A 25,693-nucleotide genomic window follows, 5' to 3' on the forward strand; every position below is an offset into this window, starting at 1 on the left:
TGGCGAGCACCGGGGAAGGCCGGGCGCCGCCAAGACCAGGCGAGGGCGGCTGACGCGGCGAGAAAGACGGGCTAGCTTCCCAAAATGACCGACCGCCTCCGCATCGCCCTCGCCCAGATCAACCCGCATGAGGGGGCGCTCGACCGGAACGCGGATCGCATCCGGGCGGCGCGGGCCGAGGCCGCGGCGCAGGGCGCGGATCTGCTGGTGACGCCGGAATTCTCCATCGCCGGCTACCCGCCGGAGGACCTGGTCCTCAAGCCCGCCTTCGTCGAAGCCTGCATGCAGCGGATCGAGGCCCTGGCCGCCGAGACCGCGGATGGCGGCCCGGGGATCGTGGTCGGCGGCCCCTGGCGGGATGGCGACCGCCTGCACAACGCGCTGTTCCTGCTGGAGGGCGGCCGCATCCAGGCCCGCCGCGCCAAGCACGAATTGCCGAATTACGGCGTCTTCGACGACAAGCGCGTCTTCATCGCCGGCCCCGCGCCCGGCCCCGTCGCCTTCCGCGGCGTCCGCCTCGGCCTGATGATCTGCGAGGATTGGTGGTTCCCGGCCGTGAGCGAGACGCTGGTGGAAAGCGGGGCGGAGATGCTGATCAGCATCAACGGATCGCCCTTCGAGGCCGAGAAGCAGGATACGCGCGTGCAACTCGCCGTCTCCCGCGTCGTGGAGACCGGCCTGCCCTTCGTCTTCCTGAACCAGGTGTGCGGCCAGGACGAATTGGTGTTCGAGGGCGCGTCCTTCGTGCTGAACGCGGACCGCAGCCTGGCCGTGCAGATGCCCATGTTCGCCGAACAGGTGCTGGTCACGGAATGGACCCGCGGCCCGCAGGGCTGGTCCTGCGCGCCGCACGCCGTGGCGCCCGCCATGCCGCGGATGGAACAGATCTACCGCGCCATGATGCTCGGCCTGCGGGACTATGTGGACAAGAACCGCTTCCCCGGCGTGGTGCTCGGCCTGTCGGGGGGCATCGATTCCGCGCTGTCCGCCGCCGTCGCCGCCGATGCGCTGGGCCCGGACCGGGTGAGGGCGGTGATGATGCCATCCCCCTACACCTCCACCGAAAGCCTGGAGGATGCGGCGGATTGCGCCCGGCTGCTCGGCATCCGCTACGAATCGGTGGCGATCGCCCCGGCGATGGAAGCCTTCGCCGCCATGCTCGCCCCCGCCTTCGGCAACCGCCCGCCCGACATCACGGAAGAAAACCTCCAATCGCGCATCCGTGGCGTGACCCTGATGGCGATGTCCAACAAGTTCGGGGACATGCTGCTGACCACGGGCAACAAGAGCGAGATGAGCACGGGCTACGCGACCCTCTATGGCGACATGTGCGGCGGCTATTCCGTGCTGAAGGACGTCTGGAAGATGACGGTTTTCGCACTCTGCCGCTGGCGCAACGAGAATTTCCCCGAAGGCGCCCTCGGCCCGCGCGGCCTGGTGATGCCGGAGCGCGTGATCACCAAGCCGCCATCCGCCGAACTCAAGCCCGACCAGAAGGACCAGGACACGCTGCCCCCCTACGAAATCCTCGACGCCATCCTGGAAGGGCTGGTGGAGCGCGAACTCAGCGTCGATGCGCTGGTCGCCGCCGGGCATGACCGCGCGACGGTGCTGCGGGTGTGGCGGATGCTCGACCGCGCCGAATACAAGCGCCGCCAGGCGCCGCCCGGGGTGAAGATCACGCCCCGCGCCTTCGGCCGCGACCGCCGCTACCCGCTCACCAACGGCTTCTCGGCGCTGATCGCATGAGCGACGAGCAGGAAGACCCCATTTTCGGGGAAGCCGGCTTCGGCACCGTCTCGGGGCTGGCCGTGAAGATCATGGACCTTTCCGGCGCCAATGGCTCGGACCCGGTGGAGGTGGTTCGCGGCTTCGACACCATCGCCCACGCCAACGCCTTCGCGCGCCGCTATGTCCGGGATTCGGTCGATCGCTGCCGCACCCGGGGCATGGACGTCGCCGCCGTGCTGGAAGCCTGGTTCGCCTGGGGCGAGGATGCGGAAGTGGCGGGCGCCGGCGACGATGCCTGGAAGAGTGCCACCGAAATCCATGATTTCGCCGCCCGCCGCGCCGCGGATGCCGAGGACCGCAACTGGCGGATCCTCGACCCGAGGCGGGATGGCGACGACGAGGATGAGGAGGAGGAGGCCTAGCCTCCTACTTCCACCCGCCCTGCCAGGGGATGCCATAGAACGGCTCTGGCGGCGCATAGGCGACCGGCGGCGGCGCGTAATAGGCCGGGGGCGGCGCGTAGTAGACCCGCGGCGGCGGCGCGTAATAAACGGGCGGGGGCGGCGCGTAGTACACCGGCGGCGGCGCGTAATAGACCCGGGGCGGCGCATGATAGACCCGCGGCGGCGGGGCCAGCGCCGCGCCCAGCGCCACCCCGGCGCCCAGCCCGATGATCGCCCCCAGCGCCGCGCCACCCCCGTTATGGCCGTGATGATGGCCGTAGGACCGGCCGCGCCAATCAGCCTGGGCCGGGGCCGGCGCCGCCGCGAGGGCCGCCACCACCACCATGCCCGCCACGACCATCCGCTTCATCGCCGCTCTCCACCCGCCATCGCACCGCCTATTCTGGCGCCAAATGCGCCCAAATGATGGAGAAGCCCGCCTCATCCCGAACAGTTGCGCGCCATGCCTTGCCTTCCGCGCCGCCATGGCGTTCCTGTGCCCCCGATGAAAGTCCGTTTCGCCCCCTCTCCCACCGGCCTGCTGCATGTCGGCAATGCCCGGATCGCCATCGCCAATTGGTGCCTCGCCCGGCGCCATGGCGGCCATTTCCTCCTGCGCCTCGACGATACGGATACCGAACGGTCCAAGCCCGAATACGCCCAGGCGATCGAGGAAGACCTCCGCTGGCTCGGCCTCGACTGGGACGGCATGGTCCGGCAGACCGACCGCCTGGCCCGCTACGCCGCGGCCGCGGAAATCCTGAAGAAGTCCGGCCGGCTCTACCCCTGCCTGGAGACGGAGGAGGAGCTCGCCTTCAAGCGCGAACAGCGCCAGAAGCAGGGCCGCCCGCCGATCTATGACCGCGCCGCCCTCAAGATGACGAAGGAACAGCTGGACCGGGCGCTGGCCAACGGGAAATCCCCGCATTGGCGCTTCAAGCTGTCCCACACCAGCGTCGAATGGCAGGACGGCGTGCTGGGCCGGCGCACCGTGAAGCTGCCGAGCCTGTCGGACCCCGTGCTGATCCGCGCCGATGGCAGCTTCCTCTACACCTTCACCTCCGTCGTCGATGACCTGGAGATGGGCATCACCGACGTGATCCGGGGCGAGGATCACGTCACCAACACCGGCATCCAGCTGGACATCTTCACGGCGCTGGGCGGCAAGGGCGATGCCATGCGCTTCGCCCATCTGCCGCTGCTGACGGATAGCGATGGCGGGCCGCTATCGAAGCGCACCGGCGCCGTCGGCCTGCGGCAACTCCGCCGGGACGGGATCGAGCCCGCGGCGCTGGTCGGCTACCTGGCCGCGCTCGGCACCTCCGGCGACCCGGTCGCCGCCATGCCGGCGGAACTGGCGCCGAATTACGAGCTGTCGCGCGTCTCCCACTCCTCCGCCCGCTTCGACCTGAAGCAGATGCTGGCGCTGAATCGCAAGCACCTGCACAGCCTGCCCTTCGCCGCCGTCCAGGCCCTGCTGCCGGAAGGCGCAAGGGAGGATTTCTGGCTGGCGGTGCGCGGCAATGTCGATCTGTTCCGCGAAACACGGGACTGGTGGGATGTCGTTGCCGGCACTATCGTCCCGCTTGGTGACGCCGCCGACGCCGACCTGCTGCGCGCGGCCATCGCAACGCTACCAGAGGAACCCTGGGATGAGGCGACCTGGCCGGCCTGGACCGGAGCATTGGCAGCCAGCACCGGCCGCAAGGGCCGCACGCTGTACCTGCCGCTGCGCCGCGCCCTGACGGGCGAGGATCACGGCCCCGACCTCAAGGTTTTCCTCCCGTTGATCGGCCGCGAAAGGGCGCTCAAGCGCCTGACGCTGGCCGCAGGCTGAGCACCATGGACATCCAACTGCACAACAGCGCCACCAGGCGCAAGGAGCGGTTCATCCCGCTCGATGACCAGCACATCCGCCTCTATGTCTGCGGCCCCACGGTCTATGACCTGGCGCATCTGGGCAATGCGCGCCCCGTCGTCGTCTTCGACGTGCTGGCAAGGTTCCTGCGCCGCACCTACCCGGCCGTGACCTACGCCCGCAACATCACCGATGTGGACGACAAGATCATCGACCGCGCGCTGGAAAGCGGGGAACCGATCGACAGCGTCACCGGCCGCACCACCGCCGATTTCCACCGCGACATGGCGGCGCTGGGCAATTTGCCCCCCGATGTTGAGCCCCGCGCGACGGGCACGATCCCGGAAATGGTCACGCTGATCGAACGCCTGATCGCCAACGGCCACGCCTATGCCGCGGAGGGCCATGTGCTGTTCGCCGTATCGTCCTTCGCGCAATACGGCGCTCTCTCGGGCCGATCGACCGACGAAATGCTGGCCGGCGCCCGCGTGGAGGTCGCGCCCTACAAGCGCGACCCCGGCGATTTCGTGCTGTGGAAGCCCTCCACGCCGGAGCAGCCGGGCTGGGACAGCCCCTGGGGCCGCGGGCGCCCGGGCTGGCACATCGAATGCTCCGCCATGTCCTGGAAGCATCTGGGCCCGGATTTCGACATCCATGGCGGCGGCGCGGACCTCATGTTCCCGCATCATGAGAACGAGGTCGCGCAATCCGTCTGCGCCTTCCCCGGCAGCCATTTCGCCCGCTACTGGATGCATAACGGCATGCTTCTGGTGGACGGGGAGAAGATGTCGAAATCCCTCGGCAACTTCCTCACCGTGCGCGACATCCTCAAGCACGGCCCCTGGGCCGGCGAGGCTTTCCGTCTGTTGCTGCTGAAGACCCACTACCGCATGGCCATCGACTACACGCTGGCGGGGCTGGAGGAAGCGCGGCGGGAACTCGACCGCTTCTACCGGGCGCTCGCCAAGATGGAGGATGTCGAGGCCGCCGAGGGTGCCGAGCCCCTGGCCCTGGAGGCGCCTGCCTTCGAGGCCGCGCTGGCCGACGACCTCAACACGCCCTTGGCCCTCGCCACGCTGCATCACCTGGTCTCGGCCGCGAATGATGCGCTGGGGCGCGATGCCACGGCGGATCTTCCCGCGCTGAAGGGCCGCATCCTGGCCTGCGGGCAGATGCTCGGCCTGCTCGGCCAATCCCCCGCCGCCTGGTTCCGCGGGGATGCCGGCGACGATGCGGCGATCGAGGCCGCCATCGCCGCGCGCCTGGCCGCGCGCAAGGCGAAGGACTGGGCGGAGGCCGACCGCATCCGCCAGGAACTGGTCGCCCAGGGCATCCTGCTGGAGGATGGGCCGAACGGCACGACATGGCGGCGGGCGTGAATACCCGCTTGCCTTCCCACGGGGGTAAGGCCCCATGTCCCGGTCCGGCCATTTGACCGGAGGAACTGCCATGATTCGCCTTGCTGTCGCCGCCGCGCTGCTGATTGCGACCCCTGCCTTCGCCCAGCAGGGCCATCAGGGCCACAATGCCCGCCCCGCGCCCGGCGTGGCGGAACCCGCCAGCACGCGGGAATTCCGCGCGGCCAACACCCGCATGCACCGGGGCATGGACATCCGCTTCACCGGCAATGCGGATCGAGACTTCGCCGCCGGCATGATCCCGCACCACCAGGGCGCGATCGAGATGGCGCGCATCCAGCTTCGCCACGGCACGGACCCCGACATGCGCAAGCTGGCGGAGGAGATCATCGGGGCGCAGGAGGCGGAGATCGCCAGGCTCAGGGCGTTTCTGGCGCGATGAGGGACAGCCATAACCTCCCGGTCCAGGGTCCGGTTGGACCCTGGCGAGGGGGTGCAGGGGGAGCAGCGCTCCCCTTGCGCACAGCATGACCGGCGGCCGCGGCGAAGGCGGCGCGTTGCTGACGCCCGCCCCCGGCGAGAGCCCCATCGTCGTGTTGGTCCGCCCCCAGATGGCGGCGAACATCGGCACGGCCGCCCGCGCCATGGCCAATGGCGGCCTCTTCCACCTGCGCATTGTCGCCCCGCGCGACGGCTGGCCGCAGCCCAACGCCTATGCCGCGGCCTCCGGCGCCGATGCCATCATCGACGCGGCGCAGGTCTTCCCGGACATCGCCTCCGCCGTCGCCGATTGCCACCGCGTCTTCGGCACCTGCCCCCGCCCGCGCCACGTCATCATCCCGATGCGGGACGCCCGCGCGGCGGCGGAGGACCTCCGCGAGATCAACGGCCGCGACCTCCGCGTCGCCGTGCTGTTCGGCCCCGAACGCGCGGGGCTGGAGGCCGACGACCTGGCCCATTGCGACACGCTGGTCCGCTACCCCCTGAACCCCCAGCACACCTCGCTCAACCTGGCCCAGGCCGTGATGATCCTGGCCTATGAATGGTGGATGCAGGCCGAGAAAACGCCGCCGCGCGACTTCCAGATGAACGAGACGCGCCCCGCCACCAAGGGCGAGCTCGAGCACTTCCTGGGGCGCCTGGTCGATGAACTCGACGCCTCCGGCTTCCTGCACAACGCACCGAAGCGCCCGGGGATGGTCCGCAACCTCCGCCACTGGTTCGAACGGGGCGAGGTCACGGCCCAGGAACTCCGCACCCTGCACGGGGTGGTGACGGAACTGTCCAAGGGCCGCATGCGCCGCGGCCGCTTCCACGACAACGACCCCCCGCCCTGGGACGTCCCTCGGGGGCAGGAGCCCGAGACGCCGTGATGCTTCACCCCGATGGCACGCCGGTCACGCCCTTGCCGGACCTCCGCTTCACGGAGGTCGATGGCGCGGCGCTCGGCCTGTCGGGGCGGCGGCTTTCCTTCATGGAGGCAGGGCAGGGGCCCGCGACCATCCTGTGTCTCCACGGCATCGGCGCCAATTCCACGGGCTGGCGCTTCGTGCTGGCCGGGCTGTCGGACAGCGCGCGGGTCATCGCCTGGAATGCCCCGGGCTACCTGATGTCCGACCCCTTCCTGGCCGAACGCCCCCGGGCGGAGGACTACGCCGATGTGGCGGTGGCGCTGCTGGAGGCGCTCGGCGTCGAAGGCCCCGTGCATGTGGCGGGCTCCTCCTTCGGCTCCATGCTCGGCGCCTGCCTGGCCGCCCGGCACCCCGCTTGCGTCGCGTCGCTGACCCTGATGGGCACGTCGCGCGGCCAGCGCTGGAAGGGGGAGGAAGGCCGCGCCGCCATGCTCGCCATGCGCCAGGCCAGCGTCGCGGAAGGCGGCGTGGCGCTGGCGCGGACTCGCTCCCACAAGCTCGTCTCCCCGACCACCGGCCCGCTGGTGATGGACCTGGTGCGGAACATGGTCGCCGCCACCAACCCCGCCGGCCTGATGCAAGCCGCCCATGCGACGGACCAAGTGGATGTGGTGGAGGATTTCGCGCCGCGCATCACCGCGCCGACGCTGGCCATCACCGGCCAGGACGATGTCGTGAATCCGCCCGATGTCGGCCGGCTGATCGCGGAAGCCATCCCCGGCGCCCGCTTCCTCTCGCCCGAGGGCATCGGCCATTTGCCGGAAGTCGAGGCCCCCGCCCAGACCATCGCCCTGCTCCGTGCCCAAGCCCTGGGAGACCGTTGATGCGCCTGTCCCGTCGAACCCTGCTCGCCGCCCTCTCGGTCCCCGCCATCGCGCAGGCCCAGACCGACTACCCGACGCGCCAGGTCCGCCTGGTAGTGCCCTTCCCGCCGGGCGGCGGGCTGGATGCCCTGGCCCGCGCGCTGGCGGACCGGCTGCAGGCGATGTGGCGCCAGCCCGTGGTGGTGGACAACCGCCCGGGCGGGTCGACCGTGCCGGGCACGGACATCGTCGCCAAGGCGCCGGGCGATGGGCACACGCTGCTGATCACCGCGGACAATTCCATCACCTCCAACCCGCACCTCATCCGCGCGCTGCCGCATGACCCGATGCGGGATCTGGCGCCCATCAGCCTGCTGGTCGATGTGCACCAGATGGTGCTGGTGCATCCCTCCGTCGGCGCGCGGTCCATGGCGGAGCTGGTTTCAGCCGCCCGCGCCGCGCCGGGGCGCTTCAACTTCGGCTCCTACGGCACCGCCAGCCAGCCGCATCTCTGCTTCGGCGCGCTGATGGCGCGCGAGCGCATCGAGATGGTGCACGTCCCCTATCGCGGCCTGACGCCCGCCGTGCTGGCGACCGTCGCAGGGGAGGTGCAGATGACCCTGGCCGGGATCGCCAGCGGGGCGGAGCACATCCGCGCCGGCACGCTGCGCGCGCTGGCCGTCGGCCGCCCCACGCGGTTCGAGGCCCTGCCGGAGGTGCCGACACTCGCGGAAGCCGGCTTCGGGGATATCGACCCCCGCACCTGGTTCGGCGCCTTCGCCCCCGCCTCCACGCCGCCGGCGCTGGTCGCGCGCCTGCACCGGGACATCGCGGCGGTGATGGCCGATCCGGCGGTGCGCGACCGCATCCTGGCGCCGGCGGGCTACACCGTGCATGCGGCGACGCCGGAAGCGACGGCGGCCTTCCTGCGGGATGATCTGGCCTACAAGGCGGGGCTGATCCGGGCGGCGGGGATCCAGCCGGATTGAGGACGAACCGGGGCAGGCGCTGCCTTCCCCGGACCCCTACCGCCCAAAGGCGGAGATTTGGGGGCGAACCGCCCCTGGACCGTCGTCAGAGCTGCTTCGCCAGTTTCCGCGCCAGCACATACCCCAGCAGTCCGGATAGCGGCGCCGCCGGCAGCAGAAGCAGCCAGCCCAGATGCTGCCCGCCGATGATCAGCCCCATGCCGATGCCGAGCATCATGCCGCCCACCAGGCTGCCGACGACACCGGCCGTAAGGCCGAGGACCAGAATCTCTTCGCGCTTGACCATGAAGCGGGAGTAGGGGCGCCACCCCTGGTTTGACAAGATGCCGACCCGCCACCTATAGGCCCGCCACTTCCGGGAACGTGGACAGGCCTTCGGGGCCTGCGCCCGTCGCTGGCCATTCGGGCCAGGGGCCTACCGGGACAACCCGCCGCGATGCCCATAAGGGTGCCGGCACAAGAAGAACCCGAACCCGTGGCGCACGCCATGGACGGGGCAGGAGCAGCGCATGACCAAGCGCGCAGAAAGCAAGTACAAGATCAACCGCCGCCTCGGCGTGAACCTCTGGGGCCGTGCGAAGTCCCCCATCGCCAAGCGCGAATACGGCCCCGGCCAGCACGGCCAGCGCCGCAAGCAGAAGCCGACCGACTTCGGCGTCCAGCTGATGGCGAAGCAGAAGCTCAAGGGCTACTACGGCAACATCGGTGAGAAGCAGTTCCGCAAGTACTACGAGGAAGCCGTGCGCCGTAAGGGCGACACCTCGGAGAACCTGATCGAGCTGCTGGAGCGCCGCCTCGACACCATCATCTACCGCATGAAGCTGGCGGTGACGCCCTTCGCCGCGCGCCAGTTCGTCAACCACGGCCACGTGCTGATCAACGGCAAGCGCCTCAACATCCCGTCCTACCTGGTCAAGGACACGGACGTGATCGAGGTGAAGGAGAAGTCGAAGTCCCTGACCGCGGTGCTCGACGCAGCCCAGTCCGGTGAGCGCGACGTCCCCGAATACATCGAGATCGACCACCGCGCGATGCGCGGCCGCCTGCTGCGCGCGCCGAAGCTGTCGGACGTGCCCTACCCCGTGCAGATGGAACCGAACCTGGTCGTCGAGTTCTACTCGCGCTGAGGGTTCGATCCTTCGGGATCAAGCGAAGCGCCGGTCCCGCAAGGGGCCGGCGTTTTGCGTTCCGGGGCTGCCCGAAATGGCTGGCATCCCGGCCGTTGTTCGCTCTATGTTCATGCTGTCACCGCCCGGGTTGCGCCCGCAGCCCGGCGGCCATGCCGAGAACGGTGCTAAATGCACTAAAACCACTAAATGCTTAGTATTGGCCGGCAGAAAATTATTCCGGAACAATGGTTTGGGCGAAGCGGACGGCATTCGCCTCAAAAACTAAAAGGTCTAAAAGCCTTTAGTGTCTCAAATGTCACACTTCCCGCGTCTCGGGATAGCGCGCGAAGGGGCCGTGCAGCCGGCGGGGCAGGGCGGGCAGGGTGTGGGCGGCGGCCAGCAGGGCCAGGCGCTTCACGCTCGGCGCGGCCAGGGCGGCCCCGCGCAGCACGCGCAGCCCCTCGGCCCGCGCGCCGTGGCGCAGCATTTCCTTGCCCACCACCCAGTCATTCTCGGCCTCCGCCCGGCGCCTGATGGAAGCGGCGGCCTGGGGGCCGAGGCGCTGGGCCAGCGCCTGGTTCGACCAGATCGCCGCCATGGCGGGGGCGAAGGCCGCGGGGTCCCGCGCCATGCGGCGATAGGCACTGCCGCCGCGCTCCCGCACATAAAGCAGGGGGTCGCGGCCCTCGACGGTCGCGAAGGGGCCTTCTAGCGCCAGACGGATCCAGCACTCCCAATCCTCGCCGTAGCGCAGCGTCGGGCGGAAGCCGCCGGCGCGGTCGAAGGCGGCGCGACGGGCCAGCAGGTGGCCCCCATTGGCCAGCAGGTTCTCCACCAGCAGCCGCCGCAGGATGTCGCCGCTGGGATAGGGGCCGGCCTTCAGCCGCAGCGGTGGGTCGCCCGGCCGCGCGGCCTCCGCCACCGCCGCCCAGGGGCCATAGGCGGCGACGGAATCGGGCGCCGCATCCAGCGCGGCGCCGAGCCGCGCCAGGGCATCCGGCGCCAGCCAGTCATCGGCATCGAGGAACAGCAGCATATCGCCGGACGCCGCCGCGATCCCCGCCATGCGGGCCGCGGAGACGCCAGCATTGGCTTGGCGGAGGATGCGGATGCGGGGATCGCCCTCGGCCGCGCGCTCGGCGGCCATGGCGGTGCCGTCGCGCGACCCGTCATCGACGATCACCATCTCCCACCGCGTATCCGATTGGGCACGCGCGGAGGCGACGGCATCTCCGATGAAGGGGGCGACGTCGAAGGCGGGGGTGACGATGGAGATACGGGGGGTGGTCATCACCCCAGAGTGCGGCAGGCAGGCGGGGTGCCGAAATCAACACCCCGCAAGCATGGTTGCCGGGCCTCTATTACGCCGTGGTCTTCGGCGTCACGCCCTTCTCGGTCATCAGCGATTCCAGCTCACCGGCCTGGAACATCTCGGTGATGATGTCGCAGCCGCCGACAAACTCGCCCTTGACGTAAAGCTGGGGGATGGTCGGCCAGTTGGAGAAGGCCTTGATGCCCTCGCGGATCTCCATGTCCTCCAGGACATTGACGCCCTTGAAGGGCACGCCGACGTGGGAAAGGATCTGCACCACGCGGGCGGAGAAGCCGCACTGCGGAAACACTGGCGTGCCCTTCATGTAGAGCACGACCGGGTTCGCATCGATATCGGCCTGGATGCGGTCGAAGGTGGGGTTGCTCATCGGGTCGGGTCCCTGTTGACGCGGTTTAAGCCTGATCCGGCGCGGAGGTCTGGAGGGCGAGGGCATGCAGCACCCCCCCCATCCGCCCCTGCAGCGCGGCATAGACGATCTGGTGCTGCCTGACTCGGGGAATGCCCTTGAAGGCCGAGGAGACGACCTTCGCGGCATAATGGTCGCCATCGCCGGCGAGATCCTCGATCGTCACCTGCGCATCGGGCAGGGCGGCCTTGATCAGCGCCTCGATTTCCGCCGCATCCATCGCCATCAGGCCGCTCTCCCCTCCATCAGCGCCGGCAGGGTGGCCTCATGGGCCGCCCGCAGCGTGGCCACCGATATGGAGGACCCGCCGGCAAGAACCAAGTCCCCGCCGCCGCTGCGGCCGATCACCGCGGCCGGCACGCCGGCGGCGGAGGCTGCGGCGACCAGCGCGGCGCCATCGGTGACGGCGAGCACATAGCGTGCCTGGTCCTCACCGAACCACCAGCCATGCGGCGCGACGCCCGCGGGCGGGGCCGTGAGCGTGGTGCCCGTGCCATCCGCCATCGCCATTTCCGCCACGGCCACCAGCAGCCCGCCATCGGCCAGGTCGTGGCAGGCGGCGACGGTCCCTTCCAGGATGCGGGCGCGGACGAAATCGCCGTTGCGGCGTTCGGCGGCGAGGTCCACCGGCGGCGGCGCCCCTTCCTCCCGCCCCGCGATCTCCCGCAGCCAGAGGGACTGGCCGAGCCAGCCTTTCGTATCGCCGATCAGCACCAGGTCGAGGCCCGGCTTCAGCGCCAGCCCGATGGACTGGGCCGCATCCTCCAGCACGCCGACGCCGCCGATGGCGGGGGTGGGCAGGATCGCGCGGCCCTCGGTCTCGTTGTAGAGGGAGACATTGCCGCTCACGACAGGGAAGTCGAGTGCGATGCAGGCCGCCGCCATGCCGCGCACCGCGGCCGCGAACTGGCCCATGATCTCCGGCTTCTCGGGGTTGCCGAAATTCATGTTGTCCGTGATGGCCAGTGGGCGCGCGCCGACGGCGGTCAGGTTGCGCCAGGCTTCTGCCACCGCCTGCGCGCCACCCGCCTCCGGGTCCGCCTGGCAGTAGCGGGGCGTGCAATCCGTGGTGATGGCGAGGCCCCGCTTGAGGCCTTCCAGCTTAACCACGGCCGCATCCGCGCCGCCCGGGCGCTTCACCGTCTGGCCGCCGACCGTGCTGTCATACTGGTCCCAGATCCAGCGGCGGGAGCAGAGGTCGAGGCTGCCGACCAGAGTTGTCAGCGCCTCCAGCGGGCCGACCGGATCGGCGATGCTGGCGGCATCCAGCACCGGCTGCTTCGGCGTCTCCGCCGTCGGGCGGCGATACAGCGGCGCCTCGGACTCCAGCGGCGCCAGCGGGATGTCGGCCTCCACCACGCCCTTGTGGCGGATGACGATGCGGCCCGTATCGGTCAGGTGGCCGATGACGGCGAAGTCCAGTTCCCACTTATGAAAAATCGCCTCGGCCTCGGCTTCGCGGCCGGGCTTCAGGATCATCAGCATGCGCTCCTGGCTCTCGGAGAGCATCATCTCATAGGCGGTCATGCCCTCCTCGCGCTGGGGGACATTGTCCATCACCAGCTCGATGCCGACATTGCCCTTGCCGGCCATCTCGACCGAGGAGCTGGTCAGCCCCGCCGCGCCCATGTCCTGGATGGCGACGATCATGTCGGTCGCCATCAGCTCCAGGCACGCCTCGATCAGCAGCTTCTCGGTGAAGGGGTCGCCGATCTGGACGGTCGGGCGCTTCTCCTCGGAATCCGCGGAGAATTCGGCGCTGGCCATGGTCGCGCCATGGATGCCGTCGCGGCCGGTCTTGGAGCCGACATAGACCACGGGGTTGCCGATGCCGGCGGCGGCACTCAGGAAAATACGGTCCTTCGGCGCGATGCCGACGGTCATCGCATTGACCAGTGGATTGCCGTTGTAGGCGGGGTGGAAGTTGACCTCGCCGCCCACGGTCGGCACGCCGACGCTGTTGCCGTAGCCGCCGATGCCGCGCACCACGCCATCGATCACGCGCTTCATCCGCGGTGCCTCGGGCGCGCCGAAGCGCAGCGCGTTGAGGTTCGCGATCGGCCGCGCGCCCATGGTGAAGACGTCGCGCAGGATGCCGCCGACGCCCGTCGCCGCGCCCTGGTAGGGCTCGATGAAGCTCGGGTGGTTGTGGCTTTCCATCTTGAATATCGCGGCCAGCCCGTCACCGATGTCGATCACGCCGGCGTTCTCACCGGGGCCATGGATCACCCAGGGCGCCTTGGTCGGCAGGGTGCGCAGCCAGACGCGGCTGGATTTGTAGGAGCAATGCTCCGACCACATGACGGAGAAGATGCCGAGTTCCGTCAGCGACGGCGTGCGGCCGAGAATCGCCAGCACGCGGTCGAACTCATCGCCCTTCAGGCCGAATTCGGCGGAAAGCTGCTTGGCGCGCGCGGCGTCCAGCGGGGTCGGTGCGGTGCTCATGCAGCGGCGAGGCTCTCGACCAGGGAGGTGAACATCGGCAGCCCGTCTTCCCCGCCCATCAGCGGGTCCACCAGATCCTCGGGATGCGGCATCAGGCCGCAGATGCGGAGGTTGGGGGAGAGGATGCCGGCGATGCTGTCGCGCGCGCCGTTGCGGTTGGCGGCGGCCGTGATCTCGCCCTGCGGGGTGGCGTAGCGGAAGGCGACCAGATTCTCGCCGTTCAGTCGCGCCAGCGTCTCGTCGTCGCAGAAGTAGTTGCCGTCGCCATGCGCCATCGGCGCGCGGAACACGGCGCCCTGCTGCCAATTGGCGGTGAAGGGCGTGCCCGACCGCTCCACCCGCATGTGGCAATCCATGGACAGGAAGCGGAGCGTGGCGTTCCGCAGCAGCGCGCCAGGCAGCAGCCCGGCCTCCGTCAGGATCTGGAAGCCGTTGCAGACGCCGAGCACATGGCCGCCCTTCGCGGCGAAGTCGCGCACGGCCTGCATGATCGGCGATTGCGCCGCCATGGCGCCGCAGCGGAGGTAGTCGCCATGGCTGAAGCCGCCGGGCAGCACGACCAGGTCGGTGCCGGGGGGCAGCGCATCCGCGCGGTGGAACAGCATCGTCGGCTTGCGGCCGCTGACCCTTTGCAGCGCGATGGCCATGTCCCTTTCCCGGTTGGTGCCGGGGAAGACGATGATGACGGCGTTCATGGTGCCACCCGTTCGCCCGCCGGTGGCGGGGCTTGCCGTTCGCCCGCCGAAGGCGGGGCTTGCCTGCACATGGCGGCCGCCGTCGTCACGGCGCCGCCCTCAACCGATCCAGACCCGCAGCCAGTGCAGCCCGCCCACCACGATCAGCGTGGCGAGGGCGGCCAGCGCCGCGGCGGTCACCCAGCGGTCCAGCCCCTTCTTCCCCCGCGCCACAAGGCCGAGCCGCCTGGTCTGCGCCACCGCCGGCATCCGCTGCTCGCGCCAGCGGAGAAGCATGGAGATCAGGACCGTCAGCACCAGCATGACGAGGAGGGAGACCTTGACCATCGAGGGTCAGACCACCTCGACCTTGAAGGATTCGATCACGGTATTGGCCAGCAGCTTGCGGGCCATCTCCTCCGCCGCCGCGCGCGCCTTCGCCGGGTCGGTCTCCGCCAGGTCGAGCACGATCACCTTGCCCGTGCGGACATCGGCCACGCCCTCGAAGCCGAGGGAGGAGAGGGCATGGCCGATCGCCTTGCCCTGGGGGTCGAGCACGCCGGCCTTCGGCATGACGGTGACGAATGCCTTCATTGAACCGTCTCCGGCCCCTTCATGTCCCTCACGCCCGCTTCCGGCAGGATGCCGAGGCGCCGCGCCACTTCCTGGTAGCCTTCCTCGACATTGCCGAGGTCGCGGCGGAAGCGGTCCTTGTCCATCTTCTCCCCGGTCTTGACGTCCCAGAGGCGGCAATTGTCCGGGCTGATCTCATCGGCCAGGACGATCCGCATCTCGTCATTCTCGTAGAGGCGGCCGAATTCCAGCTTGAAATCCACCAGCGTGATGCCGACGCCGAGGAAGAGGCCGGTCAGGAAGTCGTTCACCCGCAGCGACAGCGCGACCATGTCGTCCAGGTCCTGGGTGGAGGCCCAGCCGAAGCAGGTGATGTGCTCCTCCGACACCATCGGGTCGTTCAGCGCATCGTTCTTGTAGTAGTATTCGAGGATGGAGCGCGGCAGGCGCGTGCCTTCCTGGATGCCGAGGCGCTTGGCCAGGCTGCCGGCCGCGACGTTGCGGATGACGATCTCGAGCGGAATTATCTCCACTTCCCGGATCAGCTGTTCGCGCATGTTCAGCCGGCGGATGAAGTGGGTCGGGATGCCGATCTCCGCCAGCTTCATCATCAGGTATTCGCTGATGCGGTTGTTGAGCACGCCCTTGCCGGTGATCGTGCCCTTCTTCGCGCCGTTGCCGGCGGTCGCGTCATCCTTGAAATACTGCACCAGGGTGCCGGCTTCCGGGCCCTCGAACAGGATCTTGGCCTTGCCCTCGTAGAGCTGACGGCGGCGCGCCATGGTGCTGAAACTCCTCGACTGCCGCGGCCGCCAGGGAATGGGGCGCGCGGGCGCTGCCGGGCGCGGGCCCGGTGCTTGGGGCGCTATAGCAGGGGAAGAACGAGCCCGCCACGCCACCCGCGGGATGCAGCCTGGCGGTGGTTCGGGGGCCAGCGGGTCAGGCGCCCAGCGCGACCGGCGCGAAGGGGGCGGTGCCGGGGGGTGCCGCGCAGAAGCGCCAGCGCCGGCGCCCATCCGCCGCCAGCCCCACCAGGCTGGCGCTGACGGTGCCGAAGCCGTTCACCGGGGGCACGCGCAGCGCCTCCGCCCCCTTGCCCGGGCGGGCGGTGTCGTCGGCCAGGCGGGCTTCCCACGCGGCCCAATCCTCCCGGTCCGGGTCCGGCGGCGGGCTGGCCTCGAACAGGGGCAGGTGGCGGGCGGTGCGGGGGCTGGCCAGGTCGTTCGGGTCATGCGCCGTGACCATGGCGATGCCGGGCGGCAGGCGGGAGACGACCGGCCGGCCCTCGCCCAGGCCCTTGAGGAACCAGGCGCCGGCGCGATCCGCCACCACCATGTTGAAGGGGCGCCATTCGCCCGCATCGATGGCGCCAAGCGCCGCCAGGGCTGCCTCGGCCGAGGATGCGTCGGCGGCCAGCAGGGGCAGGTCGCCCCGGCTGCGCTTGCCCGCGGCGGGGCCGAGGCTGCCGGGGCGGTTGAGGATCGCCGCCAGCACGCCGCCGGCGCCCAGCGCCATCCAGGTGCCGCCCGCCGTCAGGTCCCGCCCGCCGACGACGCCGGGACGGGCCGGCCAATGCGGGGCCGGGCTTTCCCAGGGGCGGTCCAGGCGCTCATCGCGGTTGGCGGCGACCAGGACCGGCCAGGCATGGCCGGGGCGCCACAGGCAGATCAGCGAACACACGGCCGGGGCGCGACCCTCAGAAGCGGAAATACAGCCCGACGCCGGGCGGCGGCGGCGGGCGGTGATACCGCGGCCGGGGCGGCGCGTAGTAGTAGACCGGCGGTGGCGCGTAGTAGCGCGCCCGCGGCGGGGGTGGCGCGTCGTAGTAGGCCGGAGGCGGGGGCGCGTAGTAGCGCGGCGGCGGCGCGTAGTAGCCGTAAGGCTTCCAATCCACGGCCGTGGCACCGTCATGCGCCATGGCTGGCGCAGTGAGGGCCATTCCCGCGCCGAGCACGGCGGCCATCACCATCCCCGACATCGAACGCATCACAAGAACCTCCTCATGGGCGGCGAATATAGGCACCGCCCATGGCGAAACCGGGGCATGCCCCGGTGACGGAATCGCGATCAGTCCTGCTTCGTGCCGCCGAGTACACGAGCAAAAGTCTGGTCCACATGGACGAAGTCCCGCGCCGGATCCATCGCGCGGTCCAGCGACTCCGCCGTCATGCAGGCCGCCACTTCCGGGTCCGCCAGCAGGTTGGCGCGGAAATCCTTCGCATCCGGCTTGCCGAGCTTCTGCCAGGTGGCCATCGCGGAACGCTGCACGGCGGAATAGGCGCCCTCGCGGCTCATCCCCGCCTGGGTCAGGGCCAGCAGCACCTTCTGGCTGTGCACGACGCCGCCGAGGCTTTCCAGGTTCTCCGCCATCCGCTCGGGATAGACGGTGAGCTTGTCCATCATGCCCGTCAGGCGCATCAGCGCGAAGTCGAGCGTGATGGTGGCATCCGGGCCGATCACGCGTTCCACGCTGCTGTGGCTGATGTCGCGTTCATGCCACAGCGCGACATTCTCCAGCGCCGGCATGGCGTAGCCGCGCACGATGCGCGCCAGGCCGGTCAGGTTCTCGCTCAGCACCGGGTTCCGCTTGTGCGGCATGGCGCTGCTGCCCTTCTGGCCGGCGTGGAAGAACTCCTCCGCCTCCCGCACCTCGCTGCGTTGCAGGTGGCGGACCTCGGTGGCCAGGCGCTCCACGCCGCTGGCGACAACGGCGAGCGCGCAGAAGAAGGCGGCGTGGCGGTCGCGGGGGATGACCTGGGTGGAGACGGGCTCCACGGCCAAGCCCAGATGCTTGGCGACATGCGCCTCCACGCGGGGATCGACGCTGGCGAAGGTGCCGACGGGGCCGCTGATGGCGCAGGTCGCGACCTCCGCCCGCGCGGCGACCAGGCGGGCGCGGTTGCGTTCGAACTCAGCGACATAGCCCAGCAGCTTGAGGCCGAAGGTCGTGGGCTCCGCATGGATGCCGTGGCTGCGGCCGATGGTCGGCGTGTGGCGGTATTCCCCCGCGCGGCGGCGGAGCGCCACCAGCAGCGCGTCCACATCGGCGATCAGCAGGTCGGCGGCGCGAGTCATCTGCACGGCGAGGCAGGTGTCCAGCACGTCGCTGCTGGTCATGCCCTGGTGCACGAAGCGCGCTTCCGGGCCGATGCCCTCGCCCAGCCAGGTGAGGAAGGCGATCACGTCGTGGCGAGTCTCGCGCTCGATCGCGTCGATGCGGTCGAGGTCCGCCTGGGTGATGGTGGCGACCTTGGCGCTGCCGCCGCGACGGATCGCGACCGCGGCCTCGGCGGGGATGGTGCCGAGTGCGGCCATGGCTTCCGCCGCCAGCGCCTCGATCTCGAACCAGATGCGGAACCGGGTCTCCGGCGACCAGATGGCGACCATCTCCGGTCGGCTGTAGCGGGGCACCATGTCGTGGTTTCCATGTTTGATTGAGTCGTGAAGCGGTCATGACGCCGCAAAGAGGCGGTTGACAAGCCTCCCGCCACCAATGGAATTAGCGGCGCCGAGACCGGGAATGGATACGTCGTAACATGGATTTTTCTTCATTTGGCCCGGAACTTGTCGCGCTGGGACAAGTTCTCTTCATCGACATCGTCCTGGCGGGCGATAATGCGATTGTCGTCGGCATGGCCGCTGCCGGACTGCCGGCCGACCAGCGCAAGAAGGCGATCTTCTGGGGCATCGCCGCGGCGACCCTGATGCGCATCGGCTTCGCCTCCATCACCGTGCAACTCCTGTCGATCGTCGGCATCACGCTGGCGGGCGGCGTGCTGCTGCTCTGGGTCTGCTGGAAGATGTACCGGGAACTGCGGCACGGCGGCCATGGCGATGGCGAGGTGACGGATGAGGGCGTCGAGCTCGACGAGAATGGCAATCCGCGCAAGACGCTGAAGCAGGCCATCACCCAGATCCTGGTGGCGGATGTGTCGATGAGCCTGGACAACGTGCTGGCGGTGGCCGGCGCGGCGAAGGACCATCCCTACATCATGATCATCGGCCTTGCCTTCTCTGTCGTCCTGATGGGCGTGGCGGCGACGCTGATCGCCAGGCTGCTCGACAAGAACCGCTGGATCGCCTGGGTCGGCCTGCTGGTCATCCTCTATGTCGCGGGCCAGATGATCTTCGAAGGCACGCATCAGGTGGCGGACAACGTGCCGCAGGCGTATGGCTATCTCTTCCTGCCGCTGGGCTGGATGGCGCTGCCGGGGGTCTTCCCGATCGGCCTCTGGATCCTCGCCACCCTGTTCCAGGTCGTCGTGGTGGCCATGGTGGCTGCCATCGTGGTGGATTTGACGCAGCAGGTGCTGCGCAGGAACCGCTGACCATGCGCCACGCCCCCCCCCTCGTTCTTCTCGCGTTGACCTTCGGCCTGGCCGGATGCGCGCAGCAGGAAGGGGAGGGGGTGGCCGGCGCCACGGCATCGCCGCCCGGCGGGCGGCCGACACTCGCCGCGATGGCGGAACGCCTGCCCGCCACGGTTGCGGGCTTCACGCGGCGGGACACGACCTGGCATGAGCAGACCCGCGCGGGGCTGGGCGTGGCGATGGATTACGACGGGCCCGCCCGCAGTGCCGTCGCCACCGTCAGCGTCTATGACCGCGGCCAGGCGGATGTGCCGAATGACATCGACTCGGCCGCGCTGCAGGCCGAATTCACCGCCGCGGTCAGCGAGGCGGTGGCCATGGCCGGAACGCGCACCAGCCAGCGCATCGCGGAGCGTGACCGCAGCGATGTGGAGGTGCCCGGCCAGGTTCCGATGCGCTGCGCGACGCTGCACGGCACCTATGGGCGGCAGGAGGTGCAGACGCTGGTCTGCCTCGGCCCCGCGGCGGGGCGCTACCTCAAGATCCTGATCACCTCCCCGGCCCGCCAGGTGCGGCCGGTGAGCCCGATGCCCTTCGTGGTGGATATCGCGCGGGCAGCGCGTGGCTGAACAGGCGCGGGCAGCGCGTGGCTGAACAGGCGCGGGCAGCGCGTGGCTGAACAGGTGCGGGCCGCCAGGGGCTGACACCCCCGGCGGGCGGCTTCAGGCGTCCACCTGCCCCTCGTCCAGCTTCGCCGCATTGTCCTGGATGAAGCGGAAGCGGAGTTCGGGGCGCCGGCCCATCAGCTCCTCGATCCGGTCGGCAGTGAGCTTTCGGTCCTCGTTCGGCAGGACGACGCGCAGCAGGGTGCGGCGCTTCGGGTCCATCGTCGTCTCCTTGAGCGACGCGGGCGGCATCTCGCCCAGGCCCTTGAAGCGGCTGACATCGACCTTCTGGTTCGGCTTGAACTCCTTCTTCAGCAGGCGCTCCCGGTCCGCATCATCCTTGGCATAGATGGTCTTGCCGGGGGCCTGCAGGCGGAACAGCGGCGGCTGCGCCAGGAACAGCCTTCCCTGGCGCACCAGTTCGGGCAGTTCCTTGTAGAAGAAGGTCATCAGCAGGGCCGCGATATGCGCGCCGTCCACATCGGCGTCCGTCATGATGACGATGCGGCCGTAGCGGAGGCGCGCCAGGTCGAAGCGATCGCCCGCGCCGCAGCCCAGCGCCTCGATCAGGTCGCGCAGTTCCTGGTTCTGCCGCAGCTTGTCGGCCGACGCGCTGGCGACGTTGAGGATCTTGCCGCGCAGCGGCAGCACCGCCTGCGTCTCCCGGTCCCGCGCCTGCTTGGCGGAGCCGCCGGCCGAATCGCCCTCCACCAGGAACAGCTCCGTGCCATCCACGCCTTCGCGGGAACAGTCGGCGAGCTTGCCGGGCAGTCGCAGCTTGCGGGTGGCCGATTTGCGCGGCGTCTCCTTCTGCTCCCGCCGGCGGATGCGGTCCTCGGCGCGCTCGATCGTCCAGGCGAGGAGGTTGTCCGCATTGCCGGGATCGCCGGCGAGCCAATGGTCGAAATGGTCGCGCAGCGCATTCTCGACCAGGCGCGCGGCCTCGGGACTCGTCAGCTTGTCCTTGGTCTGGCCCTGGAACTGGGGTTCCCGGATGAAGACGGAACACATGCCGGCCAGGCCGCCGAACAGATCCTCCGCCGTCACATTGGCGGCGCGGCGTTCCTTCTTCAACTCACCATAGGCGCGCAGCCCCTTCACCAGCGCGGCGCGGAGGCCGGCTTCATGGGTGCCGCCCTGCGGCGTCGGGATGGTGTTGGCATAGGTGGAGAGGAAGCCGTCGCCCTGCTCGACCCAGGTGATGGCCCATTCGGCGCGGCCGGCGCCTTCCGCGAATCCGACCTCCCCGGCCCAGGGCTGGGGCACGACGGTGGCGCGGCCCTCGATGGAGGTGGCGAGGTAGTCGCGCAGGCCGCCGGGGAAGTGAAGGATGGCGCTGGCGGGCGTGTCCGTGCCCTCCACCAGTTTCGGGTCGCAGTTCCAGCGGATCTCCACGCCCTTGTACAGATAGGCTTTGGACCGGCAGAAGCGGTGAACGCGGGCCGGCTGGAAGACCTGCTTGCCGAAGATCTCGGGGTCCGGCTTGAAGCGGACCTGGGTGCCGCGGCGGTTCTGGACACTGCCGAGGTTCTTCAGCGTCTGGACCGGCTTGCCCTGTTCGAAGGCGTGGCCGAACAGCGTGCGGTCGCGCGCGACCTCGACCTCCATCCGCAGCGACAGCGCATTGACGACGGAGGAGCCGACGCCGTGCAGGCCGCCGGAGGTGTCATAGGCCTTGCCGGAGAACTTGCCGCCGGAATGCAGCGTGGTGAGGATGACCTCCAGCGCCGAGAGTTTCGGAAACTTGGGATGCGGGTCCACCGGGATGCCACGGCCATTGTCCCGCACGGTCAGCCAATTGTCGGCCTCCAGCGTCACCTCGATCCGGTCGGCATGGCCGGCCACGGCCTCATCCATCGCATTGTCGATGATCTCGGCCGCCAGGTGGTGCAGCGCGTTGTCGTCGGTGCCGCCGATATACATGCCAGGGCGACGGCGCACGGGCTCCAGCCCCTCCAGGACCTCGATGTCCTTGGCGGAGTAGTCGGAGGCGCCGGTGACATGGGCGGGGGCGGGCGTCCCGGCCTTGGGGGCCGCCTTGGTCGTGCCCTTGGAGGAGCCGTTGCGGGAGAAGAGGTCGTTCATGCTGTGTTCTCAATCCGGGGGCCAAGATAGCGACCGGGCAGCCCCGGCACAACCAACTCCCCCGAGTCGAGGCGTGGCGGGCCTGGTGGCCCGCCGGGCGGTTCAGTAGCCCGCCTTCTTCTCCACATCGAAGCCGCGCTTGGCGATCAGCATCATGCGGTCGAACTCGCAGACCATCTTGCCGTCCTGGTTGAAGCCGCGGGTGCGCACCGCGACGATGCCGGCATTGGGGCGGGACTTGGATTCGCGCTTCTCCAGCACCTCGCTCTCCCCGGACAGGGTATCGCCGGCGAAGAGGGGGAAGGTCAGCTTGATTTCCTTCCAGCCGAGATTGGCGATCGCCTTCTGGCTGACGTCACTCACGCTCATGCCCACCAGCAGCGCGACGGTGAAGGGGGAGCAGATGATGCAGCGCCCGAACTCGGAATGCTTGGCGTATTCGGCATCGAAATGCATGGGGTGCTGGTTCATCGTGAGCAGGGTGAACCAGGTGTTCTCCGTTTCCGTGATGGTGCGGTTGGGACGGTGTTCGTAGATGTCGCCGGGATGGAAATCCTCGAAGTAGCGGCCGAAGCTTTCGCGGAAGCGCTGGGGCGCCACTTCCGTGTGGGTCTGGACCATGCGGCGTCTCCTGATTTGTCCGGACAAATTACTAGCCCAGGGGAAGGGGCGGTTCAACCTCGGCGGCGGGCGATGGCGCGGTAGGTGGGCGCAACCAGCGACGGCATGATGAACAGCGTCAGCTGTGCCGCGGAGATGATGAGGCTGAGGTCGCCATCCCCCGGCGCGCCGATGGCGGCCAGCAGCAGCACGTTGTTGCGCGACCCCGTGACGAGGGCGGCGGAGAGCGCCGCGGCGACGGGGGCCCGCTGGAAGACCAGGTAGCCGATCACCTGCAGGACCATGTTGAGGCCGAGCGCGAAGGCCAGCATCCCCGCGAAGGTGACGGGCCGCGCCATCAGGGCCGGCCCCACGCCATCCATGCAGGGGATGGCGGAGATGGTGATGAGGAGGACCACCCAGCTATCGAGCGCCGGCCCCGCGCGGCGGATGGCGGGGCGGCCGAACACCCGCACGGCCAGCAGCGCAGCGGTGAAGCTGCCGCCGACGAGCACCGCCAGGCGCTGCGCCATGGCCAACGGATCGACCTGCGCGCCGACGCCCATGATCGAGGCCACCATGGGCAGCCAGGCCGGCGCCAGCGCGTTGGACGGAATGCCCACCACGGTCAGCAACGCGCCATCCGCCCCCAGCAGGATGGCGAAGGCGGAGGCCGACATGACCGAGGGTGTTCCCGCGATCAGCACCGCGGCGGCGAGGAAGGGCGACTCCGCCGGCAGCACCGGGCGCAGCGCCAGCCAGACCATCAGCGGCACCACCACCGTCACCCAGGCCAGGATGATGATGGCGAGCAGCGGCCGCCGCAGCACCGCGCCGAAATCCGCGGGCTCGATCCGCAGCAGCGCCACCATCATCGTGCCGATGGACAGCAGCACCAGCCAGGGCCGCATGGCGCTGGCCAGCCCCGGCAGCGCGATGCCAATGAAGGCCCCCACCGCGATCAGCTTCAGGCCATGGCGGCGGATGAGGCCGCCGAGGCCGGCCATCATCCGCGCAGCGATCTCGGCAGTGCCGTCACGACATCCGGGACCAGGGTGATGAAGGCGGTGAAGATCATCATGATGACGCAGAAAGGCCAGGCATAGGCGGCGATCCTGAAGATGCCCTCCTTCGTCAGGCCCTGGATGACGAAGAGGTTGAAGCCGACAGGGGGCGTGATCTGCGCCATCTCGATCGTGATGATGAGGAAGACGCCGAACCAGATCGGGTCGAAGCCCGCCGCGACGGCCAGCGGCAGCGTCACGGGCAGGGTCATGACGATGGCGGAGAGGCCATCCAGGATGCAGCCCAGCGCCAGGTAGAACAGCAGCAGGACGAAGATCAGCATCCAGGGATGCAGGCCCCAGGATTCGATGGCGTTGGCGACATCCGCCGGCAGGCCGAGCCGCGCCATCGCCTTCGACAGGAACAGCGCACCCACGATGATGAGGCCGATCATCGAACAGGTGCGCACCGTGCCGAGCAGCGCGCCCCACATCCCCGCCAGCGTCAGCGTCCGCTGCGCGAGGGCGACGATGAGCGATCCGAGCACGCCGATGGCGGCGGCTTCCGTGATGCTGGCGAAGCCGAAATAGAGGCTGCCCATGACGAAAAGGATGAGGAAGGCGATGGGCAGCAACTGGCCTAATGCGCGCATCGCCTCCTTCATCGGGATGGCGGGTTCCTGCGCGGGCACCAGGCTCGGCTCCTGCCACGCACGAAAACCGATCCAGCCCATGAACATCAGCGCGAGCAGCAGGCCGGGCACGATGCCGGCCATGAACAGCTCCAGGATCGAGACATCGGCGACGACGCCATAGACGATCATCGGGATGGAGGGCGGGATGAGGAAGCCGAGCGTGCCGGCGCCCGCCAGCGAACCCACCGCGAGCCGCCTATCATAGCCGCGGCCGAGCAGTTCCTGCAGCGTGATGCGCCCGACTGTGGCCGTGGTGGCGGCACTGCTGCCGGAGACGGCGGCGAAGAGCGTGCAGCCCAGCACATTCACATGCAGCAGCCGCCCCGGCAGACGGCGCGTCCAGGGGGAGAGGCCGGCGAAGAGATTCTCCGACAGCCGCGTATGGAACAGGATCTCACCCATCAGGATGAAGAGCGGCAGGGTGATGAGCTCGACCGCCGTGGAGCTGGACCAGATGTCGCCGGCCAGGAAGCGGTCCACCCGCATGTCGCGGAAGACCTCCAGCGCCACGATGCCGATGGACATCAGCCCGACGCCGACCCAGACGCCACCCGCCAGGGTGACGAAGAGCATGCCGATGACGAGGGTGAGGGGACCGGTCATTCGACGCCTCCGCCGGAAAGGGCTGCCTTGGCTTCCGGTTCCTGGCCCAGCAGCAGGCGGGCCAGCCGCGCGACGAAGGCGAGGACGAGCAGCGTGATGCCGAGCGTCAGGAAGCCCTGCGGAATCCAGAGCGGCGTGGCCATGGGGTAGAAGGAGGTGGAGGCGAAATCGAAGGTGCGCACCCATTGCTGCCATAAGGCCCAGCAGGCGTAGCCCAGCACGCCGATGGCGAAGGTGCAGCCGGCCATGTCCAGCAGCCGCGCCATCGGCGCCGGCAGCGTCTGCAGCATGATGGCGACGCGGATATGGCCGCCCTGCCGCAAGGTCCAGCCCGCGCCGCAGAACAACACCATGCATTGCAGGTAGATCGCGTACTCCACCGCCCAGGGCTGGGACCAGCTGAAGAAGGAGGTGGCGATGACCTCCGTGATCAGGATGATGGCGAGCAGCGCGGCGGCGATCGCGGCGACCCAGGCGCCGATGGTGCAGGCGCCATCGATGGCGCGCAGCACCAGGCCGATCGGGCCGCGGGCCGGGGCGGTTTCAGTCATGGGTCACGCGGCCTTCTCTCCTGTGCGGTGCTGGCATCGCGGGCCT

General features: G+C 69.4%; 28 protein-coding genes and 1 pseudogene. 11 read left to right on the forward strand and 18 right to left on the reverse strand.

Annotated elements, in window-relative coordinates; genetic code table 11:
- Nucleotides 1-84: 84 nt before the first annotated feature.
- Both ACTIE5_RS13080 and ACTIE5_RS13085 read left to right on the forward strand, forming a co-directional pair.
- A complete protein-coding gene (locus tag ACTIE5_RS13080; protein WP_439550143.1) occupies nt 85-1,749 on the forward strand; it encodes an NAD+ synthase in 1,665 nt (554 codons plus the stop codon).
- Nucleotides 1,746-2,153, forward strand: coding sequence for a hypothetical protein (locus ACTIE5_RS13085; RefSeq protein ID WP_439550144.1), 408 nt, complete (start codon nt 1,746-1,748; stop codon nt 2,151-2,153). Before ACTIE5_RS13080 ends, ACTIE5_RS13085 begins: the two co-directional genes overlap by 4 nt.
- Nucleotides 2,154-2,157: 4 nt before the next feature.
- On the opposite strand, the gene ACTIE5_RS13090 is transcribed toward ACTIE5_RS13085, so the two are convergent.
- Nucleotides 2,158-2,544, reverse strand: a complete 387-nt coding sequence (locus tag ACTIE5_RS13090) for a hypothetical protein (RefSeq protein ID WP_439550145.1) — start codon at nt 2,542-2,544, stop codon at nt 2,158-2,160.
- Between the two features lie 135 nt (nt 2,545-2,679).
- Here ACTIE5_RS13090 and gltX point away from each other — a divergent pair, with 135 nt between their 5' ends.
- From gltX to ACTIE5_RS13120, 6 genes are all read left to right on the forward strand, one after another.
- Nucleotides 2,680-4,011: a glutamate--tRNA ligase gene (gene gltX / locus ACTIE5_RS13095; protein ID WP_439550146.1), complete on the forward strand. Its 1,332-nt coding sequence runs from the start codon at nt 2,680-2,682 to the stop codon at nt 4,009-4,011.
- A 5-nt stretch (nt 4,012-4,016) separates the two neighbouring features.
- Nucleotides 4,017-5,411, forward strand: a complete 1,395-nt coding sequence (gene cysS / locus ACTIE5_RS13100) for a cysteine--tRNA ligase (RefSeq protein WP_439550147.1) — start codon at nt 4,017-4,019, stop codon at nt 5,409-5,411.
- Between the two features lie 70 nt (nt 5,412-5,481).
- Entirely contained in the window at nt 5,482-5,832 is a 351-nt protein-coding gene (copM, locus tag ACTIE5_RS13105) for a CopM family metallochaperone (RefSeq protein WP_439550148.1), read from the forward strand.
- 85 nt (nt 5,833-5,917) lie between these two features.
- Nucleotides 5,918-6,763, forward strand: coding sequence for an RNA methyltransferase (locus ACTIE5_RS13110; RefSeq protein ID WP_439550149.1), 846 nt, complete (start codon nt 5,918-5,920; stop codon nt 6,761-6,763).
- Entirely contained in the window at nt 6,763-7,626 is an 864-nt protein-coding gene (locus tag ACTIE5_RS13115; protein WP_439550390.1) for an alpha/beta fold hydrolase, read from the forward strand. The genes ACTIE5_RS13110 and ACTIE5_RS13115 overlap by 1 nt, the downstream gene beginning before the upstream one ends.
- Nucleotides 7,626-8,594: a Bug family tripartite tricarboxylate transporter substrate binding protein gene (locus ACTIE5_RS13120; protein ID WP_439550150.1), complete on the forward strand. Its 969-nt coding sequence runs from the start codon at nt 7,626-7,628 to the stop codon at nt 8,592-8,594. The genes ACTIE5_RS13115 and ACTIE5_RS13120 overlap by 1 nt, the downstream gene beginning before the upstream one ends.
- An 85-nt stretch (nt 8,595-8,679) precedes the next feature.
- Here ACTIE5_RS13120 and ACTIE5_RS13125 read toward each other — a convergent pair whose 3' ends face one another.
- Nucleotides 8,680-8,916 carry a hypothetical protein gene (locus ACTIE5_RS13125; RefSeq protein WP_439550151.1) on the reverse strand — a complete coding sequence of 79 codons (237 nt, stop codon included), beginning with the start codon at nt 8,914-8,916 and terminating at the stop codon, nt 8,680-8,682.
- 187 nt (nt 8,917-9,103) lie between these two features.
- Between ACTIE5_RS13125 and rpsD the strand changes: the two genes are divergently transcribed.
- Complete coding sequence (gene rpsD, locus ACTIE5_RS13130; protein WP_092957005.1) at nt 9,104-9,721, forward strand: 30S ribosomal protein S4; 618 nt, start codon at nt 9,104-9,106, stop codon at nt 9,719-9,721.
- 298 nt (nt 9,722-10,019) lie between these two features.
- On the opposite strand, the gene ACTIE5_RS13135 is transcribed toward rpsD, so the two are convergent.
- The 11 genes from ACTIE5_RS13135 to purB all read right to left on the reverse strand — a co-directional run bounded on the left by ACTIE5_RS13135 (nt 10,020) and on the right by purB (nt 18,548).
- Nucleotides 10,020-10,994, reverse strand: a complete 975-nt coding sequence (locus ACTIE5_RS13135; protein WP_439550152.1) for a glycosyltransferase family 2 protein — start codon at nt 10,992-10,994, stop codon at nt 10,020-10,022.
- 70 nt (nt 10,995-11,064) lie between these two features.
- The gene (gene grxD, locus ACTIE5_RS13140) at nt 11,065-11,403 is read right to left on the reverse strand and encodes a Grx4 family monothiol glutaredoxin (RefSeq protein ID WP_439550153.1); all 339 of its coding nucleotides are present in this window, start codon (nt 11,401-11,403) and stop codon (nt 11,065-11,067) included.
- Nucleotides 11,404-11,428: 25 nt separating this feature from the next.
- Nucleotides 11,429-11,668: a BolA family protein gene (locus tag ACTIE5_RS13145; RefSeq protein ID WP_092957013.1), complete on the reverse strand. Its 240-nt coding sequence runs from the start codon at nt 11,666-11,668 to the stop codon at nt 11,429-11,431.
- A complete protein-coding gene (purL, locus tag ACTIE5_RS13150; protein WP_439550154.1) occupies nt 11,668-13,887 on the reverse strand; it encodes a phosphoribosylformylglycinamidine synthase subunit PurL in 2,220 nt (739 codons plus the stop codon). The genes ACTIE5_RS13145 and purL overlap by 1 nt, the downstream gene beginning before the upstream one ends.
- Entirely contained in the window at nt 13,884-14,582 is a 699-nt protein-coding gene (gene purQ, locus ACTIE5_RS13155) for a phosphoribosylformylglycinamidine synthase subunit PurQ (protein ID WP_439550155.1), read from the reverse strand. The genes purL and purQ overlap by 4 nt, the downstream gene beginning before the upstream one ends.
- A gap of 99 nt (nt 14,583-14,681) precedes the next feature.
- Nucleotides 14,682-14,909 carry a hypothetical protein gene (locus ACTIE5_RS13160; protein ID WP_439550156.1) on the reverse strand — a complete coding sequence of 76 codons (228 nt, stop codon included), beginning with the start codon at nt 14,907-14,909 and terminating at the stop codon, nt 14,682-14,684.
- A gap of 6 nt (nt 14,910-14,915) precedes the next feature.
- Nucleotides 14,916-15,155 (reverse strand): phosphoribosylformylglycinamidine synthase subunit PurS, encoded by a 240-nt coding sequence (gene purS, locus ACTIE5_RS13165; protein ID WP_439550157.1) that lies wholly within the window; start codon nt 15,153-15,155, stop codon nt 14,916-14,918.
- A complete protein-coding gene (purC, locus tag ACTIE5_RS13170) occupies nt 15,152-15,916 on the reverse strand; it encodes a phosphoribosylaminoimidazolesuccinocarboxamide synthase (RefSeq protein WP_439550158.1) in 765 nt (254 codons plus the stop codon). The genes purS and purC overlap by 4 nt, the downstream gene beginning before the upstream one ends.
- Nucleotides 15,917-16,073: 157 nt before the next feature.
- Complete coding sequence (locus ACTIE5_RS13175) at nt 16,074-16,814, reverse strand: NRDE family protein (protein WP_439550159.1); 741 nt, start codon at nt 16,812-16,814, stop codon at nt 16,074-16,076.
- 16 nt (nt 16,815-16,830) lie between these two features.
- Nucleotides 16,831-17,121 carry a hypothetical protein gene (locus tag ACTIE5_RS13180; protein WP_439550160.1) on the reverse strand — a complete coding sequence of 97 codons (291 nt, stop codon included), beginning with the start codon at nt 17,119-17,121 and terminating at the stop codon, nt 16,831-16,833.
- 80 nt (nt 17,122-17,201) lie between these two features.
- The gene (gene purB / locus ACTIE5_RS13185) at nt 17,202-18,548 is read right to left on the reverse strand and encodes an adenylosuccinate lyase (protein ID WP_439550161.1); all 1,347 of its coding nucleotides are present in this window, start codon (nt 18,546-18,548) and stop codon (nt 17,202-17,204) included.
- A gap of 122 nt (nt 18,549-18,670) precedes the next feature.
- On the opposite strand from purB, the pseudogene ACTIE5_RS13190 reads away from it, so the two are divergent.
- Nucleotides 18,671-19,297 (forward strand): annotated as a pseudogene (locus ACTIE5_RS13190) (TerC family protein); the annotation flags it as partial.
- A 167-nt stretch (nt 19,298-19,464) separates the two neighbouring features.
- The gene (locus ACTIE5_RS13195; RefSeq protein ID WP_439550162.1) at nt 19,465-20,073 is read left to right on the forward strand and encodes a hypothetical protein; all 609 of its coding nucleotides are present in this window, start codon (nt 19,465-19,467) and stop codon (nt 20,071-20,073) included.
- 93 nt (nt 20,074-20,166) lie between these two features.
- Here ACTIE5_RS13195 and parE read toward each other — a convergent pair whose 3' ends face one another.
- From parE to ACTIE5_RS13220, 5 genes are all read right to left on the reverse strand, one after another.
- Nucleotides 20,167-22,194 (reverse strand): DNA topoisomerase IV subunit B, encoded by a 2,028-nt coding sequence (gene parE, locus ACTIE5_RS13200; protein WP_439550163.1) that lies wholly within the window; start codon nt 22,192-22,194, stop codon nt 20,167-20,169.
- 102 nt (nt 22,195-22,296) lie between these two features.
- Nucleotides 22,297-22,815, reverse strand: coding sequence for a MaoC family dehydratase (locus ACTIE5_RS13205; protein ID WP_439550164.1), 519 nt, complete (start codon nt 22,813-22,815; stop codon nt 22,297-22,299).
- 53 nt (nt 22,816-22,868) lie between these two features.
- Nucleotides 22,869-23,804 (reverse strand): hypothetical protein, encoded by a 936-nt coding sequence (locus tag ACTIE5_RS13210; RefSeq protein WP_439550165.1) that lies wholly within the window; start codon nt 23,802-23,804, stop codon nt 22,869-22,871.
- On the reverse strand, nt 23,801-25,096 hold the full coding sequence (locus ACTIE5_RS13215; protein WP_439550166.1) for a TRAP transporter large permease: 1,296 nt from the start codon (nt 25,094-25,096) through the stop codon (nt 23,801-23,803). Before ACTIE5_RS13215 ends, ACTIE5_RS13210 begins: the two co-directional genes overlap by 4 nt.
- Nucleotides 25,093-25,647, reverse strand: coding sequence for a TRAP transporter small permease subunit (locus tag ACTIE5_RS13220; protein WP_439550167.1), 555 nt, complete (start codon nt 25,645-25,647; stop codon nt 25,093-25,095). The genes ACTIE5_RS13215 and ACTIE5_RS13220 overlap by 4 nt, the downstream gene beginning before the upstream one ends.
- Nucleotides 25,648-25,693: the final 46 nt, after the last annotated feature.

Origin of the sequence: Falsiroseomonas sp. (assembly GCF_051859025.1) — a bacterium.
Lineage (GTDB): Bacteria > Pseudomonadota > Alphaproteobacteria > Acetobacterales > Acetobacteraceae > Falsiroseomonas.

Excerpts from the sequence above, each read along its gene's own strand:
- ACTIE5_RS13080 (WP_439550143.1), top strand. The coding sequence starts at position 85 with ATGACCGACCGCCTCCGCATCGCCCTCGCCCAGATCAACCCGCATGAG.
- ACTIE5_RS13085 (WP_439550144.1), top strand. The coding sequence starts at position 1,746 with ATGAGCGACGAGCAGGAAGACCCCATTTTCGGGGAAGCCGGCTTCGGC.
- ACTIE5_RS13090 (WP_439550145.1), bottom strand. The coding sequence starts at position 2,544 with ATGAAGCGGATGGTCGTGGCGGGCATGGTGGTGGTGGCGGCCCTCGCG.
- gltX (WP_439550146.1), top strand. The coding sequence starts at position 2,680 with ATGAAAGTCCGTTTCGCCCCCTCTCCCACCGGCCTGCTGCATGTCGGC.
- cysS (WP_439550147.1), top strand. The coding sequence starts at position 4,017 with ATGGACATCCAACTGCACAACAGCGCCACCAGGCGCAAGGAGCGGTTC.
- copM (WP_439550148.1), top strand. The coding sequence starts at position 5,482 with ATGATTCGCCTTGCTGTCGCCGCCGCGCTGCTGATTGCGACCCCTGCC.
- ACTIE5_RS13110 (WP_439550149.1), top strand. The coding sequence starts at position 5,918 with ATGACCGGCGGCCGCGGCGAAGGCGGCGCGTTGCTGACGCCCGCCCCC.
- ACTIE5_RS13115 (WP_439550390.1), top strand. The coding sequence starts at position 6,763 with ATGCTTCACCCCGATGGCACGCCGGTCACGCCCTTGCCGGACCTCCGC.
- ACTIE5_RS13120 (WP_439550150.1), top strand. The coding sequence starts at position 7,626 with ATGCGCCTGTCCCGTCGAACCCTGCTCGCCGCCCTCTCGGTCCCCGCC.
- rpsD (WP_092957005.1), top strand. The coding sequence starts at position 9,104 with ATGACCAAGCGCGCAGAAAGCAAGTACAAGATCAACCGCCGCCTCGGC.
- ACTIE5_RS13135 (WP_439550152.1), bottom strand. The coding sequence starts at position 10,994 with ATGACCACCCCCCGTATCTCCATCGTCACCCCCGCCTTCGACGTCGCC.
- grxD (WP_439550153.1), bottom strand. The coding sequence starts at position 11,403 with ATGAGCAACCCCACCTTCGACCGCATCCAGGCCGATATCGATGCGAAC.
- ACTIE5_RS13145 (WP_092957013.1), bottom strand. The coding sequence starts at position 11,668 with ATGGCGATGGATGCGGCGGAAATCGAGGCGCTGATCAAGGCCGCCCTG.
- purL (WP_439550154.1), bottom strand. The coding sequence starts at position 13,887 with ATGAGCACCGCACCGACCCCGCTGGACGCCGCGCGCGCCAAGCAGCTT.
- purQ (WP_439550155.1), bottom strand. The coding sequence starts at position 14,582 with ATGAACGCCGTCATCATCGTCTTCCCCGGCACCAACCGGGAAAGGGAC.
- ACTIE5_RS13160 (WP_439550156.1), bottom strand. The coding sequence starts at position 14,909 with ATGGTCAAGGTCTCCCTCCTCGTCATGCTGGTGCTGACGGTCCTGATC.
- purS (WP_439550157.1), bottom strand. The coding sequence starts at position 15,155 with ATGAAGGCATTCGTCACCGTCATGCCGAAGGCCGGCGTGCTCGACCCC.
- purC (WP_439550158.1), bottom strand. The coding sequence starts at position 15,916 with ATGGCGCGCCGCCGTCAGCTCTACGAGGGCAAGGCCAAGATCCTGTTC.
- ACTIE5_RS13180 (WP_439550160.1), bottom strand. The coding sequence starts at position 17,121 with ATGCGTTCGATGTCGGGGATGGTGATGGCCGCCGTGCTCGGCGCGGGA.
- purB (WP_439550161.1), bottom strand. The coding sequence starts at position 18,548 with ATGGTGCCCCGCTACAGCCGACCGGAGATGGTCGCCATCTGGTCGCCG.
- ACTIE5_RS13195 (WP_439550162.1), top strand. The coding sequence starts at position 19,465 with ATGCGCCACGCCCCCCCCCTCGTTCTTCTCGCGTTGACCTTCGGCCTG.
- parE (WP_439550163.1), bottom strand. The coding sequence starts at position 22,194 with ATGAACGACCTCTTCTCCCGCAACGGCTCCTCCAAGGGCACGACCAAG.
- ACTIE5_RS13205 (WP_439550164.1), bottom strand. The coding sequence starts at position 22,815 with ATGGTCCAGACCCACACGGAAGTGGCGCCCCAGCGCTTCCGCGAAAGC.
- ACTIE5_RS13210 (WP_439550165.1), bottom strand. The coding sequence starts at position 23,804 with ATGATGGCCGGCCTCGGCGGCCTCATCCGCCGCCATGGCCTGAAGCTG.
- ACTIE5_RS13215 (WP_439550166.1), bottom strand. The coding sequence starts at position 25,096 with ATGACCGGTCCCCTCACCCTCGTCATCGGCATGCTCTTCGTCACCCTG.
- ACTIE5_RS13220 (WP_439550167.1), bottom strand. The coding sequence starts at position 25,647 with ATGACTGAAACCGCCCCGGCCCGCGGCCCGATCGGCCTGGTGCTGCGC.